Source organism: Tardiphaga sp. P4_G1 (assembly GCF_056401215.1).
The window spans coordinates 130702-153381 of the sequence record NZ_JBFUJU010000011.1 but is presented as its reverse complement, the minus strand read 5'-3'; the positions used below and the strand labels follow the sequence as shown (position 1 = coordinate 153381).

General features: G+C 60.0%; 24 protein-coding genes. 15 read left to right on the top strand and 9 right to left on the bottom strand.

Translation table 11 applies throughout. From position 1 onward, the window contains the following. The first annotated feature begins 21 nt into the window (after positions 1-21). Entirely contained in the window at positions 22-948 is a 927-nt protein-coding gene (locus AC1DUY_RS24840) for a dihydrodipicolinate synthase family protein (protein WP_089263644.1), read from the top strand. Between the two features lie 78 nt (positions 949-1026). Here AC1DUY_RS24840 and AC1DUY_RS24835 read toward each other — a convergent pair whose 3' ends face one another. Continuing rightward, complete coding sequence (locus AC1DUY_RS24835; protein ID WP_478117812.1) at positions 1027-1176, bottom strand: hypothetical protein; 150 nt, start codon at positions 1174-1176, stop codon at positions 1027-1029. A gap of 161 nt (positions 1177-1337) precedes the next feature. Between AC1DUY_RS24835 and AC1DUY_RS24830 the strand changes: the two genes are divergently transcribed. Beyond that, the gene (locus AC1DUY_RS24830; protein WP_068732883.1) at positions 1338-1586 is read left to right on the top strand and encodes a hypothetical protein; all 249 of its coding nucleotides are present in this window, start codon (positions 1338-1340) and stop codon (positions 1584-1586) included. 37 nt (positions 1587-1623) lie between these two features. Here AC1DUY_RS24830 and AC1DUY_RS24825 read toward each other — a convergent pair whose 3' ends face one another. Beyond that, positions 1624-1878: a hypothetical protein gene (locus tag AC1DUY_RS24825; RefSeq protein ID WP_315840460.1), complete on the bottom strand. Its 255-nt coding sequence runs from the start codon at positions 1876-1878 to the stop codon at positions 1624-1626. Continuing rightward, positions 1878-2114: a hypothetical protein gene (locus AC1DUY_RS24820; RefSeq protein ID WP_068732887.1), complete on the bottom strand. Its 237-nt coding sequence runs from the start codon at positions 2112-2114 to the stop codon at positions 1878-1880. Before AC1DUY_RS24820 ends, AC1DUY_RS24825 begins: the two co-directional genes overlap by 1 nt. Positions 2115-2333: 219 nt before the next feature. Here AC1DUY_RS24820 and AC1DUY_RS24815 point away from each other — a divergent pair, with 219 nt between their 5' ends. Continuing rightward, complete coding sequence (locus tag AC1DUY_RS24815) at positions 2334-3389, top strand: HoxN/HupN/NixA family nickel/cobalt transporter (protein WP_478117809.1); 1056 nt, start codon at positions 2334-2336, stop codon at positions 3387-3389. A 10-nt stretch (positions 3390-3399) separates the two neighbouring features. On the opposite strand, the gene AC1DUY_RS24810 is transcribed toward AC1DUY_RS24815, so the two are convergent. Both AC1DUY_RS24810 and AC1DUY_RS24805 read right to left on the bottom strand, forming a co-directional pair. Further along, on the bottom strand, positions 3400-4230 hold the full coding sequence (locus AC1DUY_RS24810) for a class II aldolase/adducin family protein (RefSeq protein ID WP_478117807.1): 831 nt from the start codon (positions 4228-4230) through the stop codon (positions 3400-3402). A gap of 50 nt (positions 4231-4280) precedes the next feature. Further along, a complete protein-coding gene (locus AC1DUY_RS24805; RefSeq protein WP_478117805.1) occupies positions 4281-5321 on the bottom strand; it encodes an MBL fold metallo-hydrolase in 1041 nt (346 codons plus the stop codon). A 145-nt stretch (positions 5322-5466) separates the two neighbouring features. Here AC1DUY_RS24805 and AC1DUY_RS24800 point away from each other — a divergent pair, with 145 nt between their 5' ends. Both AC1DUY_RS24800 and AC1DUY_RS24795 read left to right on the top strand, forming a co-directional pair. Then, entirely contained in the window at positions 5467-6147 is a 681-nt protein-coding gene (locus AC1DUY_RS24800) for a DUF938 domain-containing protein (protein ID WP_478117803.1), read from the top strand. A gap of 114 nt (positions 6148-6261) precedes the next feature. Next, complete coding sequence (locus AC1DUY_RS24795) at positions 6262-7500, top strand: MFS transporter (protein ID WP_478117801.1); 1239 nt, start codon at positions 6262-6264, stop codon at positions 7498-7500. Positions 7501-7588: 88 nt separating this feature from the next. Here the strand turns inward: AC1DUY_RS24795 and AC1DUY_RS24790 are convergent, their stop codons facing one another. Both AC1DUY_RS24790 and AC1DUY_RS24785 read right to left on the bottom strand, forming a co-directional pair. Beyond that, positions 7589-8812, bottom strand: a complete 1224-nt coding sequence (locus AC1DUY_RS24790) for an LON peptidase substrate-binding domain-containing protein (RefSeq protein WP_478117799.1) — start codon at positions 8810-8812, stop codon at positions 7589-7591. 221 nt (positions 8813-9033) lie between these two features. Beyond that, positions 9034-10350 (bottom strand): ActS/PrrB/RegB family redox-sensitive histidine kinase, encoded by a 1317-nt coding sequence (locus AC1DUY_RS24785; protein WP_089262725.1) that lies wholly within the window; start codon positions 10348-10350, stop codon positions 9034-9036. Positions 10351-10459: 109 nt separating this feature from the next. On the opposite strand from AC1DUY_RS24785, the gene AC1DUY_RS24780 reads away from it, so the two are divergent. From AC1DUY_RS24780 to AC1DUY_RS24765, 4 genes are all read left to right on the top strand, one after another. Then, a complete protein-coding gene (locus tag AC1DUY_RS24780) occupies positions 10460-11254 on the top strand; it encodes an ABC transporter ATP-binding protein (RefSeq protein WP_089263642.1) in 795 nt (264 codons plus the stop codon). Next, positions 11251-12066, top strand: coding sequence for an ABC transporter permease (locus AC1DUY_RS24775; protein WP_120288282.1), 816 nt, complete (start codon positions 11251-11253; stop codon positions 12064-12066). The genes AC1DUY_RS24780 and AC1DUY_RS24775 overlap by 4 nt, the downstream gene beginning before the upstream one ends. A gap of 136 nt (positions 12067-12202) precedes the next feature. Beyond that, positions 12203-13528: a polyhydroxyalkanoate depolymerase gene (locus tag AC1DUY_RS24770; RefSeq protein WP_089262721.1), complete on the top strand. Its 1326-nt coding sequence runs from the start codon at positions 12203-12205 to the stop codon at positions 13526-13528. 291 nt (positions 13529-13819) lie between these two features. Beyond that, a complete protein-coding gene (locus AC1DUY_RS24765; RefSeq protein WP_089262719.1) occupies positions 13820-14656 on the top strand; it encodes a M48 family metallopeptidase in 837 nt (278 codons plus the stop codon). A gap of 51 nt (positions 14657-14707) precedes the next feature. Here AC1DUY_RS24765 and AC1DUY_RS24760 read toward each other — a convergent pair whose 3' ends face one another. Continuing rightward, positions 14708-16978 carry a transglycosylase domain-containing protein gene (locus AC1DUY_RS24760; protein WP_478117795.1) on the bottom strand — a complete coding sequence of 757 codons (2271 nt, stop codon included), beginning with the start codon at positions 16976-16978 and terminating at the stop codon, positions 14708-14710. A gap of 277 nt (positions 16979-17255) precedes the next feature. Between AC1DUY_RS24760 and AC1DUY_RS24755 the strand changes: the two genes are divergently transcribed. From AC1DUY_RS24755 to AC1DUY_RS24730, 6 genes are all read left to right on the top strand, one after another. Further along, positions 17256-17858: an ADP-ribosyltransferase domain-containing protein gene (locus tag AC1DUY_RS24755; protein WP_478117793.1), complete on the top strand. Its 603-nt coding sequence runs from the start codon at positions 17256-17258 to the stop codon at positions 17856-17858. Then, on the top strand, positions 17859-18047 hold the full coding sequence (locus AC1DUY_RS24750; RefSeq protein WP_439057057.1) for a hypothetical protein: 189 nt from the start codon (positions 17859-17861) through the stop codon (positions 18045-18047). It abuts the gene before it with no gap. A 634-nt stretch (positions 18048-18681) separates the two neighbouring features. Next, positions 18682-19554: a ParA family protein gene (locus AC1DUY_RS24745; protein ID WP_175368615.1), complete on the top strand. Its 873-nt coding sequence runs from the start codon at positions 18682-18684 to the stop codon at positions 19552-19554. Continuing rightward, complete coding sequence (locus AC1DUY_RS24740) at positions 19554-19997, top strand: hypothetical protein (protein WP_175368616.1); 444 nt, start codon at positions 19554-19556, stop codon at positions 19995-19997. Before AC1DUY_RS24745 ends, AC1DUY_RS24740 begins: the two co-directional genes overlap by 1 nt. A gap of 12 nt (positions 19998-20009) precedes the next feature. Then, positions 20010-20714, top strand: coding sequence for a hypothetical protein (locus tag AC1DUY_RS24735; RefSeq protein WP_175368617.1), 705 nt, complete (start codon positions 20010-20012; stop codon positions 20712-20714). Positions 20715-20861: 147 nt separating this feature from the next. Further along, a complete protein-coding gene (locus AC1DUY_RS24730; RefSeq protein WP_231078231.1) occupies positions 20862-21224 on the top strand; it encodes a hypothetical protein in 363 nt (120 codons plus the stop codon). A 167-nt stretch (positions 21225-21391) separates the two neighbouring features. Here the strand turns inward: AC1DUY_RS24730 and AC1DUY_RS24725 are convergent, their stop codons facing one another. Further along, positions 21392-22645, bottom strand: coding sequence for an ABC transporter substrate-binding protein (locus tag AC1DUY_RS24725; protein ID WP_315840475.1), 1254 nt, complete (start codon positions 22643-22645; stop codon positions 21392-21394). Positions 22646-22680 lie beyond the last annotated feature (35 nt).

Here is a 22680-nt window from a genome sequence, read left to right as displayed (position 1 = left end):
GGCATCACACGGAGTTTTGCCATGAGTCCCCGCATTTCCTGGGAAGGCGTCTTCCCGGCTGTCACCACGCAATTCCATGACGATCTGTCGCTCGACATCGACGCCACCGCGAAGGTCATGGACGGCCTAATCCGCGACGGTGTGTCCGGCCTGATCATCTGCGGCTCCGTCGGCGAGAACACCTCGCTGGAGCGCAAGGAAAAGATCGCGATCATGGAAGCGGCCAAGTCGGTCGCGAAGGGCCGCGTGCCCGTGCTCTGCGGTATCGCCGAATTCACCACGGCCTTTGCCGTGGATACCGCGAAGGAAGCCGCACGCGTCGGCATCGATGGCATCATGGTAATGCCCGCCTTGGTCTATTCGTCCAAGCCGCACGAGACTGCCGCGCACTTCCGTTCGGTCGCCACCGCCACCGATCTGCCGGTGATGCTCTACAACAACCCGCCGATCTACAAGAACGATGTCACCCCCGACATTCTCGCCACGTTGGCCGATGTCGACACGGTCGTCTGCTTCAAGGATTCGTCAGGCGATACACGCCGCTTCATCGACACGCGCAATATGGTCGGCGACCGCTTCGTGTTGTTCGCTGGCCTCGACGACGTGATCGTTGAGAGCGTGGCGATGGGCGCCGTCGGCTGGGTGTCGGGGATGTCCAATGCCTTCCCGCGCGAAGGCGAGACGCTGTTCCGTCTGGCCAAGGCCGGGCGCCTCAAAGAGGCGATGGCGATCTATGAATGGTTCATGCCGCTGCTGCATCTCGATGCGCGCCCGGATCTCGTCCAGTGCATCAAGCTGTGCGAAAACATCATGGGCCGCGGTACCGCACTGACGCGGCCACCACGTCTGGCGCTGCTGCCGCATGAAAAAGCGGAAGTGGAGGGAATCATGACCAAGGCGCTGCGTCACCGTCCGATGCTGCCGGATGTCGGCCTCAAGGCAGCTTAACGACTCGTCGCTATCTGAAATTTATCGGCGCGTCAGTCGTGGCGCGCCGATGTCTTATGTAGCGATGCCTTCGCACAGCTAGACATCTTCGTCGTCGCGATTGCGTTTCGGTGTGGCGATATCGCCGTCTTCCTCGTCGTCGTCAGGCCGCGGCGGCGTGGGGACGGGTTTTTGCTTGTCGTCCTTGGCCGGTTTGTCGTCGCGGGCTCCGCCCACTCGTCCGCTCATCATTTTTCCCGCCGGATTGCTTGTGTTGACCTCATTCTGACCGTGATTGAAGCAGATATTGCCGTAATCCCGCAATTGCCCTGTGTTTTTCCGCATGACCGTGTAAACGGGGGCGAATCCTGCCCGCTTTGAAATCGGGCGAATCTTGTTCTGGAGTGACGATGAAAAAACCGAAGTTAGAGCTTGACGAACCGCAGGCGCGCAAATTCATTCGCGCCGACAGGGCGCCGACCGAAGGTTATTCACTGGTGGTGGATGGCCATTTCAAATCCCATCACGATACGGTCGAAGCCGCGGAAGAAGCCGGCATGAAGCTGAAGAACCAGTTTCAGATGCTTCAGATCCAAGTCTACGATTCTGCGACCAAGACCCGTACCATGATCGAATGGCCTGCGCCGAGCGCGGCCTGAGATAGATCAGACCCTGCGAAAGCAGGTCCTGCGATAGTCAGGTCCTGCGGCCGCCGCTGCGCTGATCGGCGAGCCACGCTGCCAGGGCCTGTGCTTTTTCCGTCGATTTGCTTGACGATGTCTTGCTCGAAGACGTCTTGCCCGATTTCGTTGCGGTCTTCTTCTTGGCCGGCGCGGGGGGCGATACCGCTTCGCGGGCAAGGCGCATGGCCTTCAGTCGGGCCATGTTGTCGAGTACCGCTTTGGCCGCGGCGTCGCGTTCGGATTTCGTCGCTTTGTCGTCAGTTGGCATCAGCTCGTTTTCTTTTTTCTGGTAGCTTTCGGTTTGGGTTCGGGCGGGTTGGCCAGTTCTTCGGCTTCCCTGGCAAGGCGAAGCGCGCGCAGTTCCTCGGTCCGCTTGCGGATGGCGACATCGGCGGCCGCAATGTCGGCCATCGCCTTCACGCCTTCGGCTTCCTGCGCCGCCTTGCGGGCGAGCCGGATTTCCTTCAGTTCTGCGGGTGTCTTCTGTTCCTGTTCGGTGTCCATCAACGCCTCGGGTTAGGCCGCGCGATCGGCGCGCAGCGAACTCTGTGTCATTCTTATCACGTAGATATAGGAAGCGGCACCCCTGCTGCCACCTAACTGGCCGCTGCAGTTAATCGCTTTGTGCCGGAAATGCGGCGAATTCGACGCGAATGAGGCCAGGTTGCGTCCGTCAGGCCTTCCTGAGACAATCCGGTGGTAATCCGGACTGCAAGAATTTCCATGATCCGCACACTGTTCAACGATGGCGCCGACAACCTGCGCGGCCGCATCATCGCCATCTACGCCATTCTGATCCCGGCCAACGTGCTGGCCTGGATATGGGCCCTGATCGCCTTCCGCGACCAGCCGGTTCTGCTGGGCACCGCGCTGCTCGCCTACACCTTCGGCCTGCGCCACGCCGTTGACGCCGACCACATTGCAGCCATCGATAATGTGACGCGCAAGCTCATGCAGTCCGGCAAGCGGCCGCTGTCCGTGGGCCTGTTTTTCTCGCTCGGTCACTCCACTGTGGTCGTCGTAGCATCCATCTTCGTGGCGCTGGCAGTGTCGGCACTGCAGGAGAAATTCGCGGACTTCAAGGAAATCGGCGGCCTGATCGGCACGAGCGTCTCGGCTTTCTTCCTGCTGATCGTGGCAGTGGCCAATATCTTCATTCTCGTATCGGTGTATCGCCTGTTCAAGGCAGTGAAGCGCGGTGAGCGATTCATCGATGAAGATCTCAATGTTTTGCTTTCGCAGCGCGGCGTCATCGGCCGCATGCTGCGTTCGGTCTTCGCCGTGATCTCGAAGAGTTGGCACATGTATCCGCTCGGCATCCTGTTCGGTCTCGGCTTCGACACCGCGACCGAAATCGCGCTGCTGGGTATCTCCGCCTCGCAAAGCGCCGATGGCATGTCGATGTGGTCGATTCTCGTGTTTCCTGCACTGTTCACGGCGGGAATGTCGCTGGTCGATGCGACGGACTCGGTCTTGATGGTGCGCGCCTATGGCTGGGCTTTCGTGAAGCCGATCCGCAAGCTGTATTACAACATGATCATCACGCTGGTGTCGGTGATCGTGGCGCTGGTGATCGGCGGCGTCGAGGCGCTCGGCCTGATCGGCCGCAAGCTCGACCTGTCAGGCAGCTTCTGGGACGGCATCGAGGCGCTGAACGAGAATTTCGGCGCGCTCGGCTATCTCATCATCGCGATTTTCCTCCTGAGCTGGATGATCTCGGTGATCGTCTATCGCGTCAAAGGCTATGACGACATCGAGGTACGGGTTCACGAGGCCTGATGCGGCGTCGCTATTTGGGCGCCATCTTTTCCAGCGCGGCGCGCTTCCACAGATCCCAGGCCCGGCCATGGATCTGGTCGATCACAGCCAGCGTTTTCTGGCTTTCCTCGCCCAGCAGATAGCTCACCGATCCGCCAAGCGCGAGCGCCTGCGACTGCAGCTGCGCATTGACGTTGCTGTAATGGGCGCGAAACACTGCCATCGGAATTGTGCTCGCCACGACGACACTGCCATGGCCCCGCATCAGTGCCACGCTGCGGTCACCGAGCGTACTGGCCAGCGCCTTGCCCAGCTGCGCGTTGCTGACCAGCATGTTGCTCATGCCGGCGCTGTCGCGAATCTCGAATACCGGCACGTCAGGGAAAAGGAAGGCGCCGAGGTGGAACACTGGCCGTAACTGCGTGCTGCTGACGCTGAAGGGGATGATCCCAGGCGAATGTGTATGGACGACGGCTTTGACATCCGGCCTGGCCTTGTAGATTTCACCGTGGATGAAGCGTTCGAGAAAGCTGGCGCGTCCCTTCGCGTCGACGGGATTGGAGTCGAGGTCGTATTCCATGATGTCGTCGGCCGTGACTAGCGCTGGCGCCACGGAGCGCCCCATCAGGTAGCGGTTGGGATCGGTCGGGTGGCGCATGCTGACATGGCCGAATCCGTCGATCACGTTGAGATCGGTCAAGACGCGGTTCGCCACCACGAGGTCTTGCATCAACGCCGGATCGATGGGGCCAGCAGATGTTGACGCGGGGGTCTGTGCTGCGGTTTGTGCGGAGGCCGGTTGCAGGGAGAGTGCGAACACCATTGCCAGCAGCATTGGCGCAGCCGATCGTGTCGACGCCATTGTCATCCTCCCCCTGTCGAGCGGCGGGTTGGTCCGCCTTGCTCGCTATATTATGCGGCCAACACCGGGCCGCCAGCTTTCTTCCACGCATCGATGCCGCCGTCCAGATGTGCGGCATTGTCGATCCCCGCATCCTTCGCGGCAGCGACCGCCATGGCCGAACGTTCCCCAAAGGCACAGAAGAACACGATGCGGCGCTTGGTGGCAGTGGCGACCTCCCGCAACATGCCGCCGGGCTTGAGGCTGTCCGATATCGACGGGTAGGGCGCATGCAGCGCGCCAGCGAGCACGCCGTGCTTGGCGCGTTCGCTGCTCTCGCGCAGATCAACCAGCAGGATGGCGGGATCGCCGAGATGAGCAATGGCCTCCCGCGGAGACAGCGCCAGGCCTTGCTTCTTCAGCGCGTCCGGCTTCAGCCCGACTTTCATATTGGCCGGGATCACCACATCCATCAGCTTCGGGTTCGGCAGGTTGAGCTTGCCCATCAGCTCGATGTAGTCCTCCACGGACTTCACCTGCAGCCGCGGATTGTAGCGCTTCTCTTCGCCGATGGTGCTGACGGTGTCGCCCTTGTAGTCGTGCGCAGGGAACACCATCGTCTCGTCCGGCAGCTTGAGCAGGCGGTTGAACAGTGAATCATATTGCGCCCGCGCGCTGCCGTTCTGGAAATCGGTGCGGCCGGTGCCGCGGATCAACAGCGTGTCGCCGGTGAAGACGCGATCGCCCATCAGATAGCTGTAGGAGTCATCGGTGTGGCCGGGCGTATACATCACGTCGAGCTCGACGCCTTCGATCGTCACCTTGTCGCCGTCGCTGACACGCATGGCGACGACGTCGGCCTTGCTCTGGTCGCCCATGATGGTGACGCAATGGGTGCGATCGCGCAGTTCGGCGAGGCCGGTGACGTGGTCCGCATGGAGATGCGTATCGACCGCCTTCACGAGCTTCAGGTCGAGTTCGCGCAACAACTGGCAATAGCGATCGACCTTTTCCAGGACCGGATCGAGGATCAGCGCCTCGCCGCCGTGGCGGCTGGCAAGCAGGTAGCTATATGTGCCGGACACACTGTCAAACAGCTGACGGAAGATCATGGGCGCACCAATTCTGCGTGGTCGATCCTTCTTCAGATCGGGTATTCGTCAGAATATTAACCCATTTGGCTGCGTTTGGACGATCTCTTTCTTCTCTTGTTCGTGAAGGCAACTTCGGGATACTGCCCGCAGCAGTGAGGGCCTGATGGCGGAGTATGTGGTCGAATTCGGTCGGGATGGCCGACGCGTGGAAGATGATGGCCGGCTCGATGCCGCAGCTTTCCATCGCAACCACGAGGCGATCTGGCGGGTTCTTGCGACTTTCCTGCAACAGGCTTGCGGCGACGTTGTGGAGGTCGGCAGCGGCACCGGCCAGCATGTCATTCACTTCGCTGGACAAACGCCTGACATCACCTGGTGGCCGAGCGACCTCAACGACGCCCATCTCAAAAGCATCGCAGCTTGGCGCACCCATGCGCAATTGACGAATGTCAGGCCGCCGCTGCGGATCGATCTCTTGGATCCGGCGTGGTGCCCGGAGATGGAGAACGGCAGCGGCCCGGGTGCGCTGCTCGCGGTGTTCTGCGCCAATGTCGTCCACATCGCGCCTTGGCCCGTCGCCGAAGGCTTGATCGCGGGCGCAGCAAAATATCTGCGGCCGGATGGACGTCTCTTTATCTACGGCCCGTTCAAGCGCGGCGGCAAACATACGGCGGTGAGCAATGCCGTGTTCGATACCAGCCTGCGCGACGGTAATCCTGACTGGGGCGTGCGCGATGTCGAGGATCTGGAGCACGTCGCGCAGGGCGGCGGCCTTCGGCTGGCTGAGGTCATCGAGATGCCCGCCAACAATCTGATCCTTGTATTTGCCAGGTCGCCGGGATGATCGGCGCATGGTGCGTGCGCGCTGGCGTGTGTTGATCTGCCGCAGGGCGGTCGTCATAGTCGCGCTGAACAAAGGCCCCGGGACGAGCCGGGCCACATCCGGGCGGACTTCCCCATGATCGACGCGGCTACCCCAGAGATTCACGATGACACACGCGCACGTTCCAACGTGCTGCGGCTGGCTGCGGCGCAGGCGCTTGGCGGCGCCAATTCGGCTGTCATCTTCGCCACCGGCGCCATCGTTGGTGCAACGCTGGCACCGAGCGTGTCGCTCGCGACGGTGCCGATCTCGGTCTATGTCGTCGGGCTCGCCTGCGGAACGCTGCCGGTTGGGATGATCTCCCGCGCCTATGGTCGTCGCGTCGCCTTCATCATCGGCAGTGGCGCCGGTGCGATCTGCGGGCTGCTCGGCGCCATCGCGATCCTGAAAGCGTCATTCGCGCTGTTCTGCTGCGCGACATTCTTTGGCGGCTTCTACGGCGCGGTCGCGCAGTCCTATCGCTTCGCCGCCGCCGATGGCGCCAGCCCGTCCTATCGTCCGAAAGCCGTCTCCTGGGTGATGGCTGGTGGCGTATTCGCCGGCGTGCTTGGCCCGCAGCTCGTGCAATGGACCATGGATATCTGGTCGCCCTATCTGTTTGCTGCGAGTTTCGCGGCGCAGGCGGTAGTCGCCCTGATCGCGATGGCCTTGCTCTCCACGGTGGATGCGCCGAGGCCCGCGCCCGCGGACATGCATGGTGGCAGGCCGCTGCTGGAGATCGTGCGGCAGCCGCGCTTCATCGCGGCTGCAATTTGCGGCGTGGTGTCGTATTCAATGATGAATCTCGTGATGACCTCGGCACCGCTGGCGATGAAGCTTTGTGGGCTGACGCTGAGCGATTCCAATTTCGGCCTGCAGTGGCACATCGTGGCGATGTATGGGCCGAGCTTCTTCACGGGATCGCTGATCGCGCGCTTCGGTGCATCGAAGGTGGTGGCCGCAGGGCTGGCGCTGGAGGCGATCGCTGCGGTGATAGGCATCGCCGGAATCAGCGCGATGCATTTCTGGGTCTGTCTCGTCGTGCTGGGCATCGGCTGGAATTTCGGCTTCATCGGCGCATCCGCGCTGGTGCTGGAGACCCATCGGCCGCAGGAGCGCAACAAGGTGCAGGCCTTCAACGACTTCCTGGTATTCGGCCTGATGGCGATTGGTTCGTTCTCGTCCGGCCAGCTGCTGGCGAATTATGGCTGGCCCACCGTGAATGCCGTGGTCTTCCCGCCGGTCATTCTCGGCCTGGTCGCGCTGATCATGGCCGGCTTCGTCAAGCGCCGGGCGTCGCAGCAGGCCGCGGCCTTTCCGGATCCGGCGGTCTAACCAAGGTGCATCACACACTTGCCGGCCGGGCGATCACCATCGCCCAAGCCGGCATTTGTGAACGACACTCTGGGACGTCCGGACGTCGTCAGACCGATCCTGTGTTTCCGGTGATCGAAGCAGCCACCAGTTTCTGGGTGATGCCTTGTCCGCTCAGCAGGCGGACAGCCGGGCTTCTTGTTTCGGGAAAGATGGCCAGCAGGGTGTTTGACCCTCTCACTTCGGACCAGCCAAGCTCCTGCGCGTGAACCGCAGCACGCTGGGACACACGCACAAATGCTGCCGTCGGCTGGCCATTCTTGCCGGTCTCGATCATCAGATTTTTCAGTTCCTTATCGAGGTAGCGGATCAGGTCGGCTTTCAACGTGCCGAAATCGGCATTGCAATCCTGCAGCACCGCCGTGGCATCGGTGTCATCGACCAGTGCAAGTAACAGGTGCTCCAATGTTGCATATTGATGGCCTCTCTGGTCGGCATATGCGATTGCGCGTCGCCGCGTCGCGTGAAGCGCGGGCGAAAGCGGCAGCGTCGACAGGTCGATAAGTGCATCGGCGCTTTTCAGCCTCTTCACTGGGTCGAGGGTCGCCAGCAGCCTCTGCTTTTCGCTGATCGGCAGGACGATATGCGAGGCGATGACGTCGGCAACCCGTCCGGGGTCGAGGGTTCTCTCCAGTGGCGGCCAAATTAGTGGCACGCGCATGTCGTGAGCCGAAACGTAGCTCTCGAACCGCTTGACTGCCTGCTGGATCGGTTCGGGCTCATTAGGAATAGGACCCTCACTCACGCCTGTAACATCGGCTCTATACGAGCCAGTCTCGCCTACGAAACGCTGAATCACGACGCGTTGACGCCCCTGTGCCAGAACTCTGAGCGTGCCGTCATCAATCCTTTGAATTTCAAGCAATTGGGCGAGAACGCCAATGTCGTAGATGTCCTCGAAGCCAGGTTCGTCAACAGTTTCGTTCTTTTGAATAGCAAGCACGACCTCGCGCTGCCGATCGAAGGCATCTTTCAGAGCGAGTATTGTTTTCTCCCGTCCGACAAAAAGCGGGTAGGTCGCTGTCGGGAATGGAACGAGATCTCTCAGCGGAATGGCCGGGTAGCTTGATATTCCGCTTTGAAGCTTGATAGTCGGCGTTTCTGGCGAAGTTCGACCGGCCTGCAGCATCGCCGACAAGGTATTCCAGTCAGCGACGCCTAATATTCTCGATATCAGCTCCAGGCTTTCGCTGTGACTGATCGTGACGGCTTTGGTGGTGAGGTTTTCGCGCAGGGTCTGCGCCATAGCCTTTGCATCGCGAAAATCGCGCATCTGTTTCGTCCTTTGCGTGAGCGAACCAGGGGGCATCAGGTGGTTGCGTTGCTGACCCGGTCGCTCGGACAAAGGGTGTCGGCAAAGGAAGTGATACGTTCACCGTCCCGTTCAGGGCGCAACCGGCAGGTCGTATCAACCAAAATAAAACTGGCTCAAACGCGTCTAGCTGTCAATGAGGTGCAACTGTCGGCTGCGTTCAAGCGACAGTGAGACTTGCGTCAGTCGACATCGGCCAACTGGTCCGCAGTCTCGAACGCGTCGCGTGGCCATGAGATTTGCACCACCGCGCCGTGATCGGGAAAGACACGATTGCTGAACGTTACCCTGGCGCCGGTACGCTCCAGCAGCGTACGCGCGATGAACACGCCGAGGCCGAGGCCGCGATGTTCGCCCTCTTCGGCAGGGCGCCGGCGCGACAGGTAGGGCTCGCCGATCCGCTTCAGCAGGTCCGGCGGAATGCCCGGGCCATCGTCCGAGATCGAGATCACGATACTTTCCGCATTCCACCAGGCGTTCACCTCGACCTGCTCCCGCGCGAAATCGACCGCATTCTCCAGAATGTTGCCGACGCCGTAGAGGATCGCCGGATTGCGCATGCCGGCCGGTTCGGGCGCATTGGCGACGGCGATACGTATCTTGATGGCAATGCCGAAATCGCGATGCGGCGCCACGGCTTCCTCGATCAGCTGCGAGAGCGGCATGCGGTCGAATGGCGCGCCGCTCGAATTCAGCTGCGTGATCTTGGAAAGAATCTCGCGGCAGCGCTGCGCCTGTTCACGGACGGTCTTCAGGTCGTCGGCAAGTTCCGGGTTGTTGTGGATGTTCTTCTCAAGCTCCCGGGAGATCAGGAAGATGGTCGAGAGCGGCGTTCCCAATTCATGCGCGGCAGCAGCGGCGAGACCGTCGATCTGGGTCAAATGCTGCTCGCGCGTCAGCACCAGTTCGGTGGCGGCAAGCGCATCCGAAAGCTTGCGGGCTTCCTCGGTGACCTGAAACGCATAGAGGCTGGTCACGCCGATGGCGGTCAGGATCGAGAACCAGACACCAAGCAGATAGATCTGTGGCAGCACCAGCGGTTCTGCGGAGTCCCACGGTAGCGGCAGATGAAAGAAGGCCAGCACGGTGGCAGAGGCTGCCGCGAGAACGCCGAGCGCGATGGTGAAACGCGTCGGCAGTGCCGTCGCCGAGATCAGCACCGGTGCCAGAAACAGGAACGAGAACGGATTTTGCAATCCGCCGGTGCAGTAGAGCAATCCTGCGAGCTCGATGATATTGAGGGCGAGCAGGGCCGCAGCGAAGAGCGGTTCCAACCGGTGGACCGGATTGAACAGCGTCTGCAGCACGAGATTGAGGGTCGCCGACAGGCCGATGATCGTCACGCAGGGAATGATGGCGACGTCGTATTCGAGCCCCTGCACCACGACGAAGATCGCCGCCAACTGGCCGAGCGCAGCGAGCCAGCGCAAACGCAGAATCGTGTCGAGACGAACATAACGGCGCGGCTGGCGAAAGTCGGAGGCGGAAATATCGGTCATATCAGGACATTAGACGCCCCGGGCGATGACTACAAACCCATGCGGGCTGCGGCCACTTGAAGCGCCCAAGCTTGCCTTCGCCGCCACAATGCCGCATGGAACGGCAGCAATGACGATTGAAGACACCAAGTCAGGTCATGCGGCGACGGTTGATCGCAATGCTGCGGCGGCGATCGACGTCGCTCATCTCGTCAAATTCTACAAGACCAACTGCGCCGTGGATGACATCTCGTTCAAGATCGCGCGCGGCAGCATCACCGGTCTTCTGGGCGGCAATGGCGCGGGCAAGACCACCACCATCGCCATGATCATGGGGCTGACGCTGCCGACCTCGGGAAAGGTGTCGGTGCTCGGCTGTGCAATGCCGGCGCAATCAGCCGAAGTACTCGGTCGGATGAATTTTGAAAGCCCTTACGTCGATATGCCGATGCGGCTCACGGTCCGGCAAAACCTCACCGTGTTCGGAAAGCTCTATGCCGTGCCGGACCTCAAGGGCCGCATCGCGCAACTGGCTGAAGATCTCGACCTCACCGATTTTCTCGACCGCGCCAGCGGCAAGCTGTCGGCAGGCCAGAAAACCCGTGTCGCGCTGGCCAAGGCGCTGATCAACGCGCCGGAGCTGTTGCTGCTCGATGAGCCAACGGCCTCGCTCGACCCGGATACCGCCGACTGGATCAGGCGACATATCGAGACCTATCGCAGGGGCCATAACGCCACGATCCTCCTAGCGTCGCACAACATGCTGGAAGTCGAGCGGCTGTGCGACCGTGTCATCATCATGAAGAAGGGCCGGATCGAGGACGACGACAGCCCCGAGCAGATTCTGCTGCGCTATAACCGCACGACGCTGGAAGACGTGTTCCTCGACGTCGCACGCGGTCGCGACCGGGAGCAGGCGCCATGAGCCTCGTAGAGCGGTCACACGGCATCGCTATGCATCGCATCAATGCGATGGTGCTGCGCTACTGGTATCTGCTGGTGTCGTCGTGGCCCCGCATGCTGGAGCTGGTCTATTGGCCGGCGCTGCAGATCATCACCTGGGGCTTCCTGCAGAATTACATCTCGCAGAATGCCGGGTTCTTCGCCCAGGCCGGCGGCACGCTGATCGGCGCGGTCATCCTGTGGGACATCCTGTTTCGCGGCCAGCTTGGTTTCTCCATCTCCTTCCTCGAGGAAATGTGGGCGCGCAATCTCGGTAACCTGATGATGAGCCCGCTGAAGCCGATCGAGTTTCTGATCTCGCTGATGATCATGAGCCTGATCCGCCTCGCCATCGGCATCATCCCGATGGTGATTCTGGCAATGTTCTTCAAATTCAACCTGTTCGCGCTCGGCCTGCCGCTGATCGCGTTCTTCTGCAACCTGATCTTCACCAGCTGGTCGCTCGGTATCTTCGTGTCGGGTCTGGTGCTGCGCAACGGCCTCGGCGCCGAGAGCATTGTCTGGACGCTGATGTTCGGGCTGATGCCGCTGGCCTGCGTCTACTATCCAGTCTCGGTGCTGCCGACGTGGCTGCAATATGTCGCCTGGGCCTTGCCACCGACCTATGTGTTCGAGGGCATGCGGGCGCTGCTGTTCGATCACACCTTCCGCGCCGACCTGATGTTGACTGCGCTGGCCATCAACGTCGTGCTGTTTATTGTTTCATTCGCGATATTTCTTGGGCTTTTGAACAGTGCCAGGCGCGCCGGAACGCTGATCTCCGGCGGCGAATAAGACCATTTATCAAGGGATAACCGCCGTTTTTACCGCCGATGGCCTGAAAGCCATGCTTGCGGCGCATTGACGCTTTCTTACGCAGACACCAGTATATACTGCAGCGCAAAAGCAGACGCTCAACGAGTGAGGACAGATGCCGATAGGTGAATTTGGCAGGCCGCCAGCCCTGCCGTCCGAGACTAGCCCGGCTCTGACCACCCCGATGTACTGGATGTATGAGATGGCCTACGCGTCGCTCAATCCGGCGCGCGCGATGACAGACGCTACCAGGATGTTGTTTCAGAATCCGCTGAATCCGTTCTCGCAGACTGAGTTCGGCAAGTCGGTGACGGCGGGCTGCGAATTGTTCGAACGCACCACGCGCCGCTACGGCAAGCCGGAATGGGGCCTGCACGATACCGACGTGAATGGTGTGCGGACGCCGATCGAAATCCGTTCGGTGTGGGAAAAGCCGTTCTGCCGTCTTCTCTATTTCGATCGCAAACATCCGCGTCCGCTGCGCGCACCGCAGCCGCGCGTGTTGATCGTGGCGCCGATGTCCGGCCATTATGCGACATTGCTGCGTGGTACCGTCGAGGCCTTCCTGCCGACCCATGAGGTCTACATCACCGACTGGTCGGATGCGCGTCAGGTACCTCTGGCCGCGGGCCGCTTCGATCTCGAAGACTACATCGACTATGTGATCGAGATGTTCCACGTGCTCGGCGGCAACGTCCATGTTCTCGCCGTCTGTCAGCCCGCCGTGCCGGTGCTTGCTGCGGTGTCGGTGATGGAAGCCGAGAACGATCCCTATGTGCCCCTGTCGATGACGCTGATGGGCGGCCCGATCGATACACGCCGCAATCCGACCGCTGTGAACAATCTCGCGGCCGAAAAGGGCATGGATTGGTTCCGCAACAACGTGATCACCAAGGTGCCGTTTCCGCATCCAGGTATCATGCGCGACGTCTATCCAGGCTTTTTGCAGCTCAGCGGCTTCATCAGCATGAATCGCGACCGCCACGTGGAAGCACACAAGAAGCTGTTCGAGAACCTGGTGAAGGGCGATGGCGATCTCGTGGACAAGCATCGCGAATTCTACGACGAATATCTGGCGGTGATGGATCTGACTGCAGAGTATTACCTGCAGACCGTCGATACCGTGTTCGTCAAACATGCGCTGCCGAAGGGCGAGATGACCCATCGCGGCAAGCCTGTTGATCCGTCGAAGGTCGTCAACGTTGCGCTGATGACCGTCGAAGGCGAGAACGACGATATTTCCGGCCTCGGTCAGACCGAAGCGACGCATATGTTGTGCAGTTCGATCCCCGATGAGCGTCGTGTGCATTACGTTCAGAAGGGCGTTGGACACTACGGCGTGTTCAATGGATCGCGATTCAAATCTGAAATCGTGCCGCGCGTGTCTGACTTCATGCTGAGCGCAGCAAGCGCGCGCCATCGCGCCGCTGCTGCTGAGTGATTCAACACGCGCACATGCGGTGACGATGCATCGTCATCGCATGTGCGTGATCACCATCGATGAATCGAAAACAACATCGTTGAAATGCGCGATCATCGCCTGTGAGTTGCGATGGCGCGCTTTCTAAGCCCTTGAAAATAGGCATGGAAACCGGATTTTCCGCCTATTTCTAGCAGCGGTGCGCGATTCACTCTTAGATTCCGAAATTCAACGTTTTTTTGAATCCAGATTCCTGTTCCGGACCCCATCCGGTAGGGGACAAATCGCCTTTTGACCCCGTATATTGGGCAAATGATTTGTTTTTGCGCCGAGCAATTCCCGTGGCGGCGGTTATGGCAGAATCCGGTCGATCTACTGACGACCGGGACTACTGACATGGCCTTCCGCGCACTTCTCTACCGCCGCCCCACCGAACCAGACACGCTTGCCGTCAAACACGGCTCCCAGATCTTCGCCATACGCCTGCGCAGGCACCGCCGTGCGACGCGTTACACGCTGCGCATTCATCCGAGCGAGCGCGAAGCCATCCTGACCATGCCGCCGCGTGGGTCATTGGCCGATGCAAAGGACTTTGCACAACGTCATGGCGCCTGGATCGCCGCGCGTCTTGGCCGTTTGCCGAAAGCAGCACCATTCGAACATGGCACAACGGTTCCGCTGCGGGGAACTCCGCACAGGATCGTGCACCGTGCGGGGCGGGGGACGGTATGGACCGAGACCCGCGACAACGGCGAGAAGATCATCTGCGTCGCCGGCGATGTCGAGCATATCGACCGACGTATCCACGATTTCCTCAAGCGCGAAGCCAAGGCCGATCTCGTCAAGGCATCGAACCGCTATGCGGCGCAGCTGAACGTCAAGGTGAAGCGGATCTCGATCCGCGATCAGTCGAGCCGCTGGGGGTCGTGCACCACCGAGGGCTCGCTGTCGTTCTCCTGGCGTCTGATCCTCGCGCCGCCCTTCGTGCTGGATTATCTCGCGGCCCATGAAGTCGGGCATCTCGTCGAGATGAACCACTCGGTGAAGTTCTGGCGCGTGGTCGGGCGTATCTGCCCCGCAACCGAACGCGCCAAGGCCTGGCTCGATACCCATGGCAACGACCTGCATCGCTTCGGCGTGCAGGACTGAGCTTCCTGTCCCGGCCGCGGTGCTGTGCATCGTGTCCGGGACGCTCGCTCACTATCTCCCGAACAGTCTCTCCGTCAGCCAGCCATCGAGCCCGCTCGCGGCTTCCGGCCGCACGTTCTGCTGTGGCTGCTGGCGCGCGGCGGGGTAGTTGGTCTGCGTTGGCGCCGGCGGCTGCGGACGATAGCCGTTATAGACGGGGGCGCTTGGCACATAGCCGCGTTCCGGTGGCGCTGATGGCGACGGTGCGCTCGATCCGGGCAGCAGGCTCGACAGCGCCTGGCCGATCGGATTGGTGCTGAACGAATTCGACGGCGCCAATCCCGGCACCGGCTGCGGCTGCAGGCCCTGATGCGCCGACTTCATGAAGCGCGACCAGATCTCCACCGGCAGTCCGCCGCCGGTCGCCTTCTTGGTCGGCGAGTTGTCGTCATTGCCGAGCCAGACGCCGGTGACAAGCTGCGAGGTGTAGCCGATGAACCAGGCGTCGCGGAAATCCTGGCTGGTGCCGGTCTTGCCCGCGGCCTGCCAGCCCGGCAGTTCGGCCTTCTTGGCGCTGCCGGACAAAATCGTCTGCTGCATCATCGTGTTCATCATTGCCACGGCGCGGCCGTCGATCACCTGGCTCGCCGTCTCGGCCGGGCGCGTATAGAGCGTCTTCTTGCCTTCCACCGTGCGGATGCGGTTCACCACATGGGGCGACACAGCGAGGCCACCATTGGCGAAGGGCGCATAGGCGCCGACCAGTTCGGTCATCGATACTTCCGAGGTGCCGAGCGCGATCGAGGCATTGGCCTCGAGCTTCGAGGCGATGCCCAGCCGATGCGCGGTGCGCACCACAGAGGCGGGGCCGACCTCGATGCCGAGCCGCACGGCCACCGTGTTCAGCGACATCGACAGCGCCTGGGTCAGCGTCACCGAGCCGAAATATTCGTGGGTGTAGTTCTCGGGCTTCCAGCCCTTGATGTCGATCGGCGCGTCGGTGCGGATCGTTTCCGGGGTCAGCCCCGCCTCGATGGCGGTGAGATAGACGAACGGCTTGAAACTCGATCCCGGCTGGCGCTTCGCGGTCACCGCGCGGTTGAACTGGCTCTCCGAGTAGTTCCGGCCGCCGACCATGGCGCGCACCGAGCCGTCCGGCGTCATCGCCACCAGCGCGCCCTGCGTCACGTTGAACTTCACGCTCTTGGCCGCCAGTTCGTCGATGATGGCGGCTTCGGCCACGCTCTGCAGCTTGGGATCGATGGTGGTCTCGACAATGATGCTCTCGTCGACCTGGCCGACGAGATCGTCCAGCACTTCGCCGATCCAGTCGGCGACATAGTTCACCGTGCCGGCGCCGACCGGCTTGACGTTGTATTGCGGCACGCCGGTCGCGCCCTTGGCCTGGGCTGCGGTGATGAACTCGGCGTCCTGCATCGCTGCCAGCACGACCTTGGCGCGCGCCTCGGCGCCTTCCGGATTGCGGTTCGGCGCCAGCCGCGACGGCGACTTCACGAGTCCCGCCAGCATCGCCGCTTCCGCCACCGTGACGTTCTTGGCCGGCTTGCCGAAATATTTCTGCGCCGCCGCTTCGACGCCGTAAGCGCCGGAGCCGAAATAGACGCGGTTGAGATACAGTTCCAGGATCTCGGCCTTGGAATGTTTGCGCTCCAGCCAGAACGCCAGCTCCACTTCCTGCAGCTTGCGCGCCATGGTGCGCTCCTGCGTCAGGAACAGGTTCTTGGCGAGCTGCTGCGTCAGCGTCGAGCCGCCCTGCGACACGCCGCGATGCATCAGGTTGGTCGCCGCGGCGCGCGCGATGCCGATCGGGTCGACGCCGTAATGCGAATAGAACCGCCGGTCCTCGATGGCGATGAAGGCCTTCGGCAGATAGGGCGGCAGATCCTTCAGCGACACATTGGCGCCGGCCTGTTCGCCGCGCGTCGCCAGCACCGTGCCGTCCATGCCGACGATCTGGATCGTCGGCGGGCGCTTGGGAATTTCCAGCGACTGGATCGGCGGCAGATGCGCGCCGACATAGATCACGACGCCGACAATGGCGATCGCGGCCCACAGGCCGAGCACCGCGCCCCAGTAGAACAGCCGCTTGATGCCCTTGCCGAAGCCGCCGCTGCGCGCCTTGCTGGATGTCCTGGATTTGCGCGGCTTGTCGCCGCCGCCACTATTGGACTCGCGCTTCGGCGCCTGCTTGGGCGTTTTCTTGGGTCGGTCATCGCCGCCGCCGGGCACGCGATCATCCGCCGTGAGGCGCAGATCGGACAGCGCCGCGCCGATCCCGAAGGTCGGCTCTTTGCGCCCGCTCTTTTTCTTGCCCCACGCCATACGCAAACACCACGCCACCTGATACCGCGAGCCTAGCGGCCGCGGTTTAAGGGGCGGTTACGCAGAAGTTAACGTAAGGGAAACGCGGTTCCATGGTCAGGCCGCTTGAGCCTGCGCATGCGCGGCTTTGCCTACGCTGTCGGGCGGGATGTGGCCGTCGCCACACTCTCGGTGTCATCACCGGGCTTGACCCGGTGATCCATCGGCGAACTAATTCCCGTGCCTTTGCGACAAGTCGGTATGCAATCCTTTCCAACGACCGTCGGACATAGATCGCGTGCGGGGAGCCGAGTTTCTTGAGGTGCTGAGGCGTATTATCGGTGTCGATGAGGCCGTGCGCTGCGCGCGAAGGATCAGCAGCCCTTCGGCATTGGATGAGATATTCCACGGTCAGATAACGAATACAGAGGCGCTGGCGTTCTACGTCTATTCCACCGCCAATGGCTGGCATAGCTATATCAATGAGCAACTTTGGTCCGGGCGTCCTGATCCGGATGTGGTCGCGTTCGCGCAGGTTCTGGATGCCGGGTTGGGCAAGATCGTTCCCATCACAGGAAAACAGGCGACCGTTTATCGAGGTTATCACGCCGCCGACATGGCTGCATTTGCAGCCCACTACGTTCCCGACGGGATCGTAACCTTCCCCGCGTTCACGAGCGCCTCATTCTCCGAGGCTGGCGCCTTTGGAGGAAACGTCCTGTTTATCATTCGGGCCTTAAATGGACGGGCGATCTGGTGGTTGTCGCCCAATTTTCACGAGGAAGAGGCGCTTCTCCCGACCGGCTGTCGATTTCGGGTGATCGACAAGGAATTTCTTTCCGTCGGCAGTGAACCCGTCAAGCTCGTCATCGTTCTTCAAGAGATTGATCAGAGACCCTAGATGACCGATCGAGATCAGACACCACCCGGCAAAGCCAGCGTTCCCAGCCTGCATCTGGAAGAGAGCGTGTTGTCAGGTCGTATCACGCAGGCCGAGGCCGACGTGATCAGGTCGTTCTTTGCAAGCAAGCCGGCGCCCAATTGGCCCGCGTCCGACTTGCAGCGCCGCATGCAAAGCTCCGGCGGTTGAGCTGCGCACCGCTTCACCTGTCAAACAGCCACGTCATTCCCTGGAAAAATCTCTGCGCCCACGCGCCGTCCGTATCGCGCCCTCGGCGCAAAGCGGGTGGACCGGTTTTCCCCCCCGAACAATGAGGGGGATGACGCGCCGAAAGGCGCAACTTGGTCGTTCTCGCGTTTCGCTCCGGCTTGCGAAAGCCCTTGCGATCCGCGCATCGCCTTTCGGCGCGCCATCGCGGCTTTTCTGTTCGAGGGACCGTGCTTCCGGGTACTGGGCAGGACTAATGAAAGTCCTTCGTTCCGGTCAGGCTTTCGCCTGCCTTCACCCGCACCCGTCCAGCCGTTTCCGGCAGAGCCCCGTAGTGGGCCCGGACGGTGACCCCCGACCTCCCGAGTCCGTGCTTGCGAGGCACGTCCGCAGGCGCCGCATCCCAACTCCACTTCGAAAGCGCCCTCGAGAAGCGCCCCTCGTGAGTAGGACGAAGAGGAATATAGTCTAGCTTGCTTGGCTGTCAACCTTAAGATGGATAAATCCGACTCTCATGGTAACAGGTTGTAATCGCCCTTTCGCTGTATGTGAGAGTTGGTGCAACTTGAATAGACGCGCAGGTTTAGCGCAAAGAAACATTTTTGATGGGGGAAATATGGGAAGCGTAATCACAATAATGAACATGAAAGGAGGAGTAGGAAAAACGACTATTGCTGCTCACCTTGCTGGAATTTTAGCGCGTTATGCAATGGGAGGTAAGCCAAGAAAAGTTCTCGTAATAGATTATGATCCTCAGTTTAATCTTTCGCAGGCTTTCCTCCCAGCGAAAATATACTTCGCTCTAGAGAAAGCCAGAAAAACGACGTTGTCGATCTTGCTTGATGATGACGTAAATCTGAATCCGTACCAATTACAGGTTTCGGGAAATCACACCCCTCCCAGTGTTGGAAGTATAGTAACGCGGGTGTTTGGGACGCACGGAAACAAAAGCTTCCTAGATATTTTACCGTCAACTTTGGATCTCATGTACGTTGCTCTCGGCCAAGGGGCTGCGCAGACCGCGCCCTTCGAGGAACGTTTTGAAAAATTTATCGACGAGGCGAAGTCGATATATGACGTAGTCCTTATTGATTGTCACCCAGCTGGGTCGCTCTTTACAAAGACTTCCTTGAGGAACTCAGATCACGTGGTAATTCCGGTCGTGCCCCAGCAGTACGCACTACGTGGAATTGGTCTGATGTTGAATTTCATTAAGTCTAAGAAAACAGGTGCGAGTTCGACAACGCCTCATATTCTATTCAATCTTACTTCGAGAGTAAAAATCTCAGCTCAGGAAACAGCTATTCGGGCAAACGCTGAGTTTTCGGATCTCTGCATGGTCAACACGCTGAAGAAGTACAAGGGGCTATCTGAGCCAGAAGGTGGGAAGGGATTTGTTTGGTCGAGCAAAAAGCCCTACAGCACCGAGGCGTTTACGAATCTTCTGAAGATTGGCCGAGAGCTTTTGGAGCGGACTGGAGTGAAATGATGAATACGAAAGCGCGTCAACGAACGATTCGAAACTTTATAGCCTCTATGCTGATGTCGGATTTGAATCGATCAGAATTGCGCCAAGTTGCGGATGATCTTCAGCACGGTGAACTGGCGTTTGAGCTCGCTACATTGGTGAGAGAGGCTTCCGAAATGCTCAAAGAATCTCCGGCCGATCTGCGGCCCGATAGGACACTTGCGCGTCTCAAGGATAATATACTTGAAATGGTCACCAAGCAGAAAATTACAAGAAAGAATTTAGGTGACGTCATCCTGCTCGCCGCACCGAGATTGAAAAAACTTGTCGCGGTGGCATCAACTACAAGGGGGCTTCTCAATAAATTCCTGGATGCCGCAAATGAGCAGGAGATAGCGCGTCTCGGGAATATCCTGAATGGAGAATTCCAGGATGCGTATCTAAAAGGTATCGTTGGCCGTTAGTGGAAAGCAATCATGCCTATTGCTAAGTTAAGTGCAGCGTTAACTGCGGTCGATTGGGCTGGCAATGTGGCTTCGTTTTTGGGGCAGTCGCAAGCTAAGGATCTGGCCGAAGCCAATCTCCGAATGGCTATTTGGGCAAAGCAACTAGAGACAGTGGACAAGGGGAATCCTGCTCTGTGCTTCGTTCGAGAGATGCAAATTGAAGGCCAGTATGTGGCGACGCTCATCGCGCTTTCTTTGTACAAGCCTGCTGCAAGTTCGATGAGGGCGATGTTGGAGACGGCATTGTACTATACATTTTTTCGTACTCATCTTTCTGAGCTTGAGACGTTAGTCCGAGACGATGATTACTATATAAGTAAAAAATACATCTTGGAGTATCATAAGAAGCATACCCCTGACTTCTCTACGTTTCAGAATAAGCTTGGTGTGGTAGATCGCCTTGATAAATGGTACAGTAAGGTTTCAGCCGTTATACATGGCCAGATACCGGGGGCTTGGGTTGAGCACAAGTCGCTTGCCGAAATAGCGCCTATAGCCGCTACTCAAAATCTAGTTGTAGATGCCTTCAAAGAAGGCGAAGAATTGGTCCATAGGTTTTTTCTATGCACCGTAGCGCAAACTCATTGGCACTCGTTCTCAACTACAGCAAAGCAAAAGTTTCTGCATGGCCTTACTGGTGAGGTTAAGACCCTCCTTGATTTGGATGCGGCTTGAAAGGAACGCGCTGATTTGAGTGACACGCCCAGCCCTCTTGATCTCGATCTCGCCTTATTCCTTTCACGGCGCTGCCGCTTCCTCATCAGACCTTCCGCACACTTCCCCGCTATTACTTCGCTCCTTCCCAACCGGAAAGGAACGACCATGCGCATTATGACAGCGACGGCCCTCGCGGCCATTCTCTCGCTCGGCACGCCGGGTTTCGTGCTCGCACAGGGAGCTGCGAACCAGGCTGAGAAGGCTCCGGCCAAATCCGGCGAGCGGACCAGCGCCAAGATTTCCAGCATTCAGGTGGTGGATGTGAAGCAATTGCCGGAGGCGGTGAAGAAGCAGGTCGAGGAGGTCGTGTCGAAATCCAGCGAGGAGGATTTGAAGGCGCTGCGCGCCTCGATCGATGCCTCGCCGGCGGCGGCTAATGCGCTCAAGGAAAAGGGCATGAGTTCGGCGCAGGTGGTGGCGATCAATATCGCCGACGGCGTGCTGACGATGTTTGCGAAGGTGGCGTAGGATCGCGATGCGGTGTTTGCGCCAGACGCCTCTGCCACACGCACCAAACTTTCGTCATGGCCGGGCTTGTCCCGGCCATCCACGTCTTATGTGCGCTGTGCCCAAGACGTGGATGCCCGGCACAAGGCCGGGCATGACGGCGTTTATGATACTTATGACGGCGTGTGCTAGCCCGCCGAATCGTCCTCGATGATCGGGCCGAACAGTTCCCAGCGCTCGCCGTTGAAGCGCTGCATCTGCAGCTGCTTGTTGACGCGGTAGTCGGTGGGCGAGGTGGAGAGGCTCATGCCGGGCAGGCCGAGATCGGTCTTGAAGCCCGAAATGCTGCTGGCCTGCTTCATCACATTGGCGCGGGTGAGGTCGTCGCCGCAGCGCTTCAGCACTTCCACCATGAGCTGGGCATTGCCGTAGCCATAGGTGTTGAAGTTCGAGTTCTTGTCGCCGTCGGGATAATATTTGTCCATGAAGGCCATGTAGCGCTTCATGCCCTCGTCGTCCTTCCACTGCGGGTCCAGCGGGTCCTTGCCGTAATTGGTCGAGATGAGACCCTTGGAATTGTCGAGCCCCGCAGGCACCAGCACCGCGCCGACCGATGTCGCATTGATGTCGACGATGTGGATCGGCTTCCAGCCGAGATCAGCGACCTTCTTGATCGCCTGGGCGGCGAATTTCGGCGTCGAGGCGTTGAACAAGAGGTCGGCGCCGGAGGACTTCAGCTTGACGATCTGCGAGTCGATGGTCGGGTCGGCCAGTTCGTAGGACGCCTCCGAGACGATCATCGACGCGGCCTTGTCGCCGAGTCCGGCCTTCATGCCGGTGAGATAGTCGCGGCCGAGGTCGTCGTTCTGCCAGAGGATGGCGATCTTGGCGGTCGGATGGTTCTTCAGGATATATTTGGCGTAGATCCGGCCCTCGGTCTGGTAGTTGGGATTGTAGCCCATGGTCCAGGGGAAGTTCTTCGGATCGGTGAAGCGCGTGGCGCCGGTGGCGGCGAACAGTTGTGGCACCTGCTTCTGGTTCAGATATTTCTGCACGCCCGCATTGGACGGCGTGCCGATGATCTGGAAGGTCAGCAGGACTTCGTCGGATTCGACCAGCTTGCGCACCTGCTCCACGGCCTTGGGCGGCGAATAGGCGTCGTCATACTGGATCAGGTTGATCTTGCGGCCGTTGACGCCGCCCTGGTCGTTGACCATCTTGAAATAAGCGAGCTGCGTTTTGGCGATCGACGAATAGGCCGAGGCGGGGCCGGAGAAGGGCACGGTCTGGCCGATCTTGATCTCGGTGTCGGTGGCGCCGGGATCGTATTTCTTCTGCGCGAGTGCCGATGTGGCCAGCAGTGATGTGGCTGTCAGCGCAATGGCCGCCATCCCGACAAATTTAGCCGTCGTGGCGAAGCGATGAAGAAGCGAAGTTCTCATGTCGTTGCCTCCCTGATGATATGTCACTCGACAGT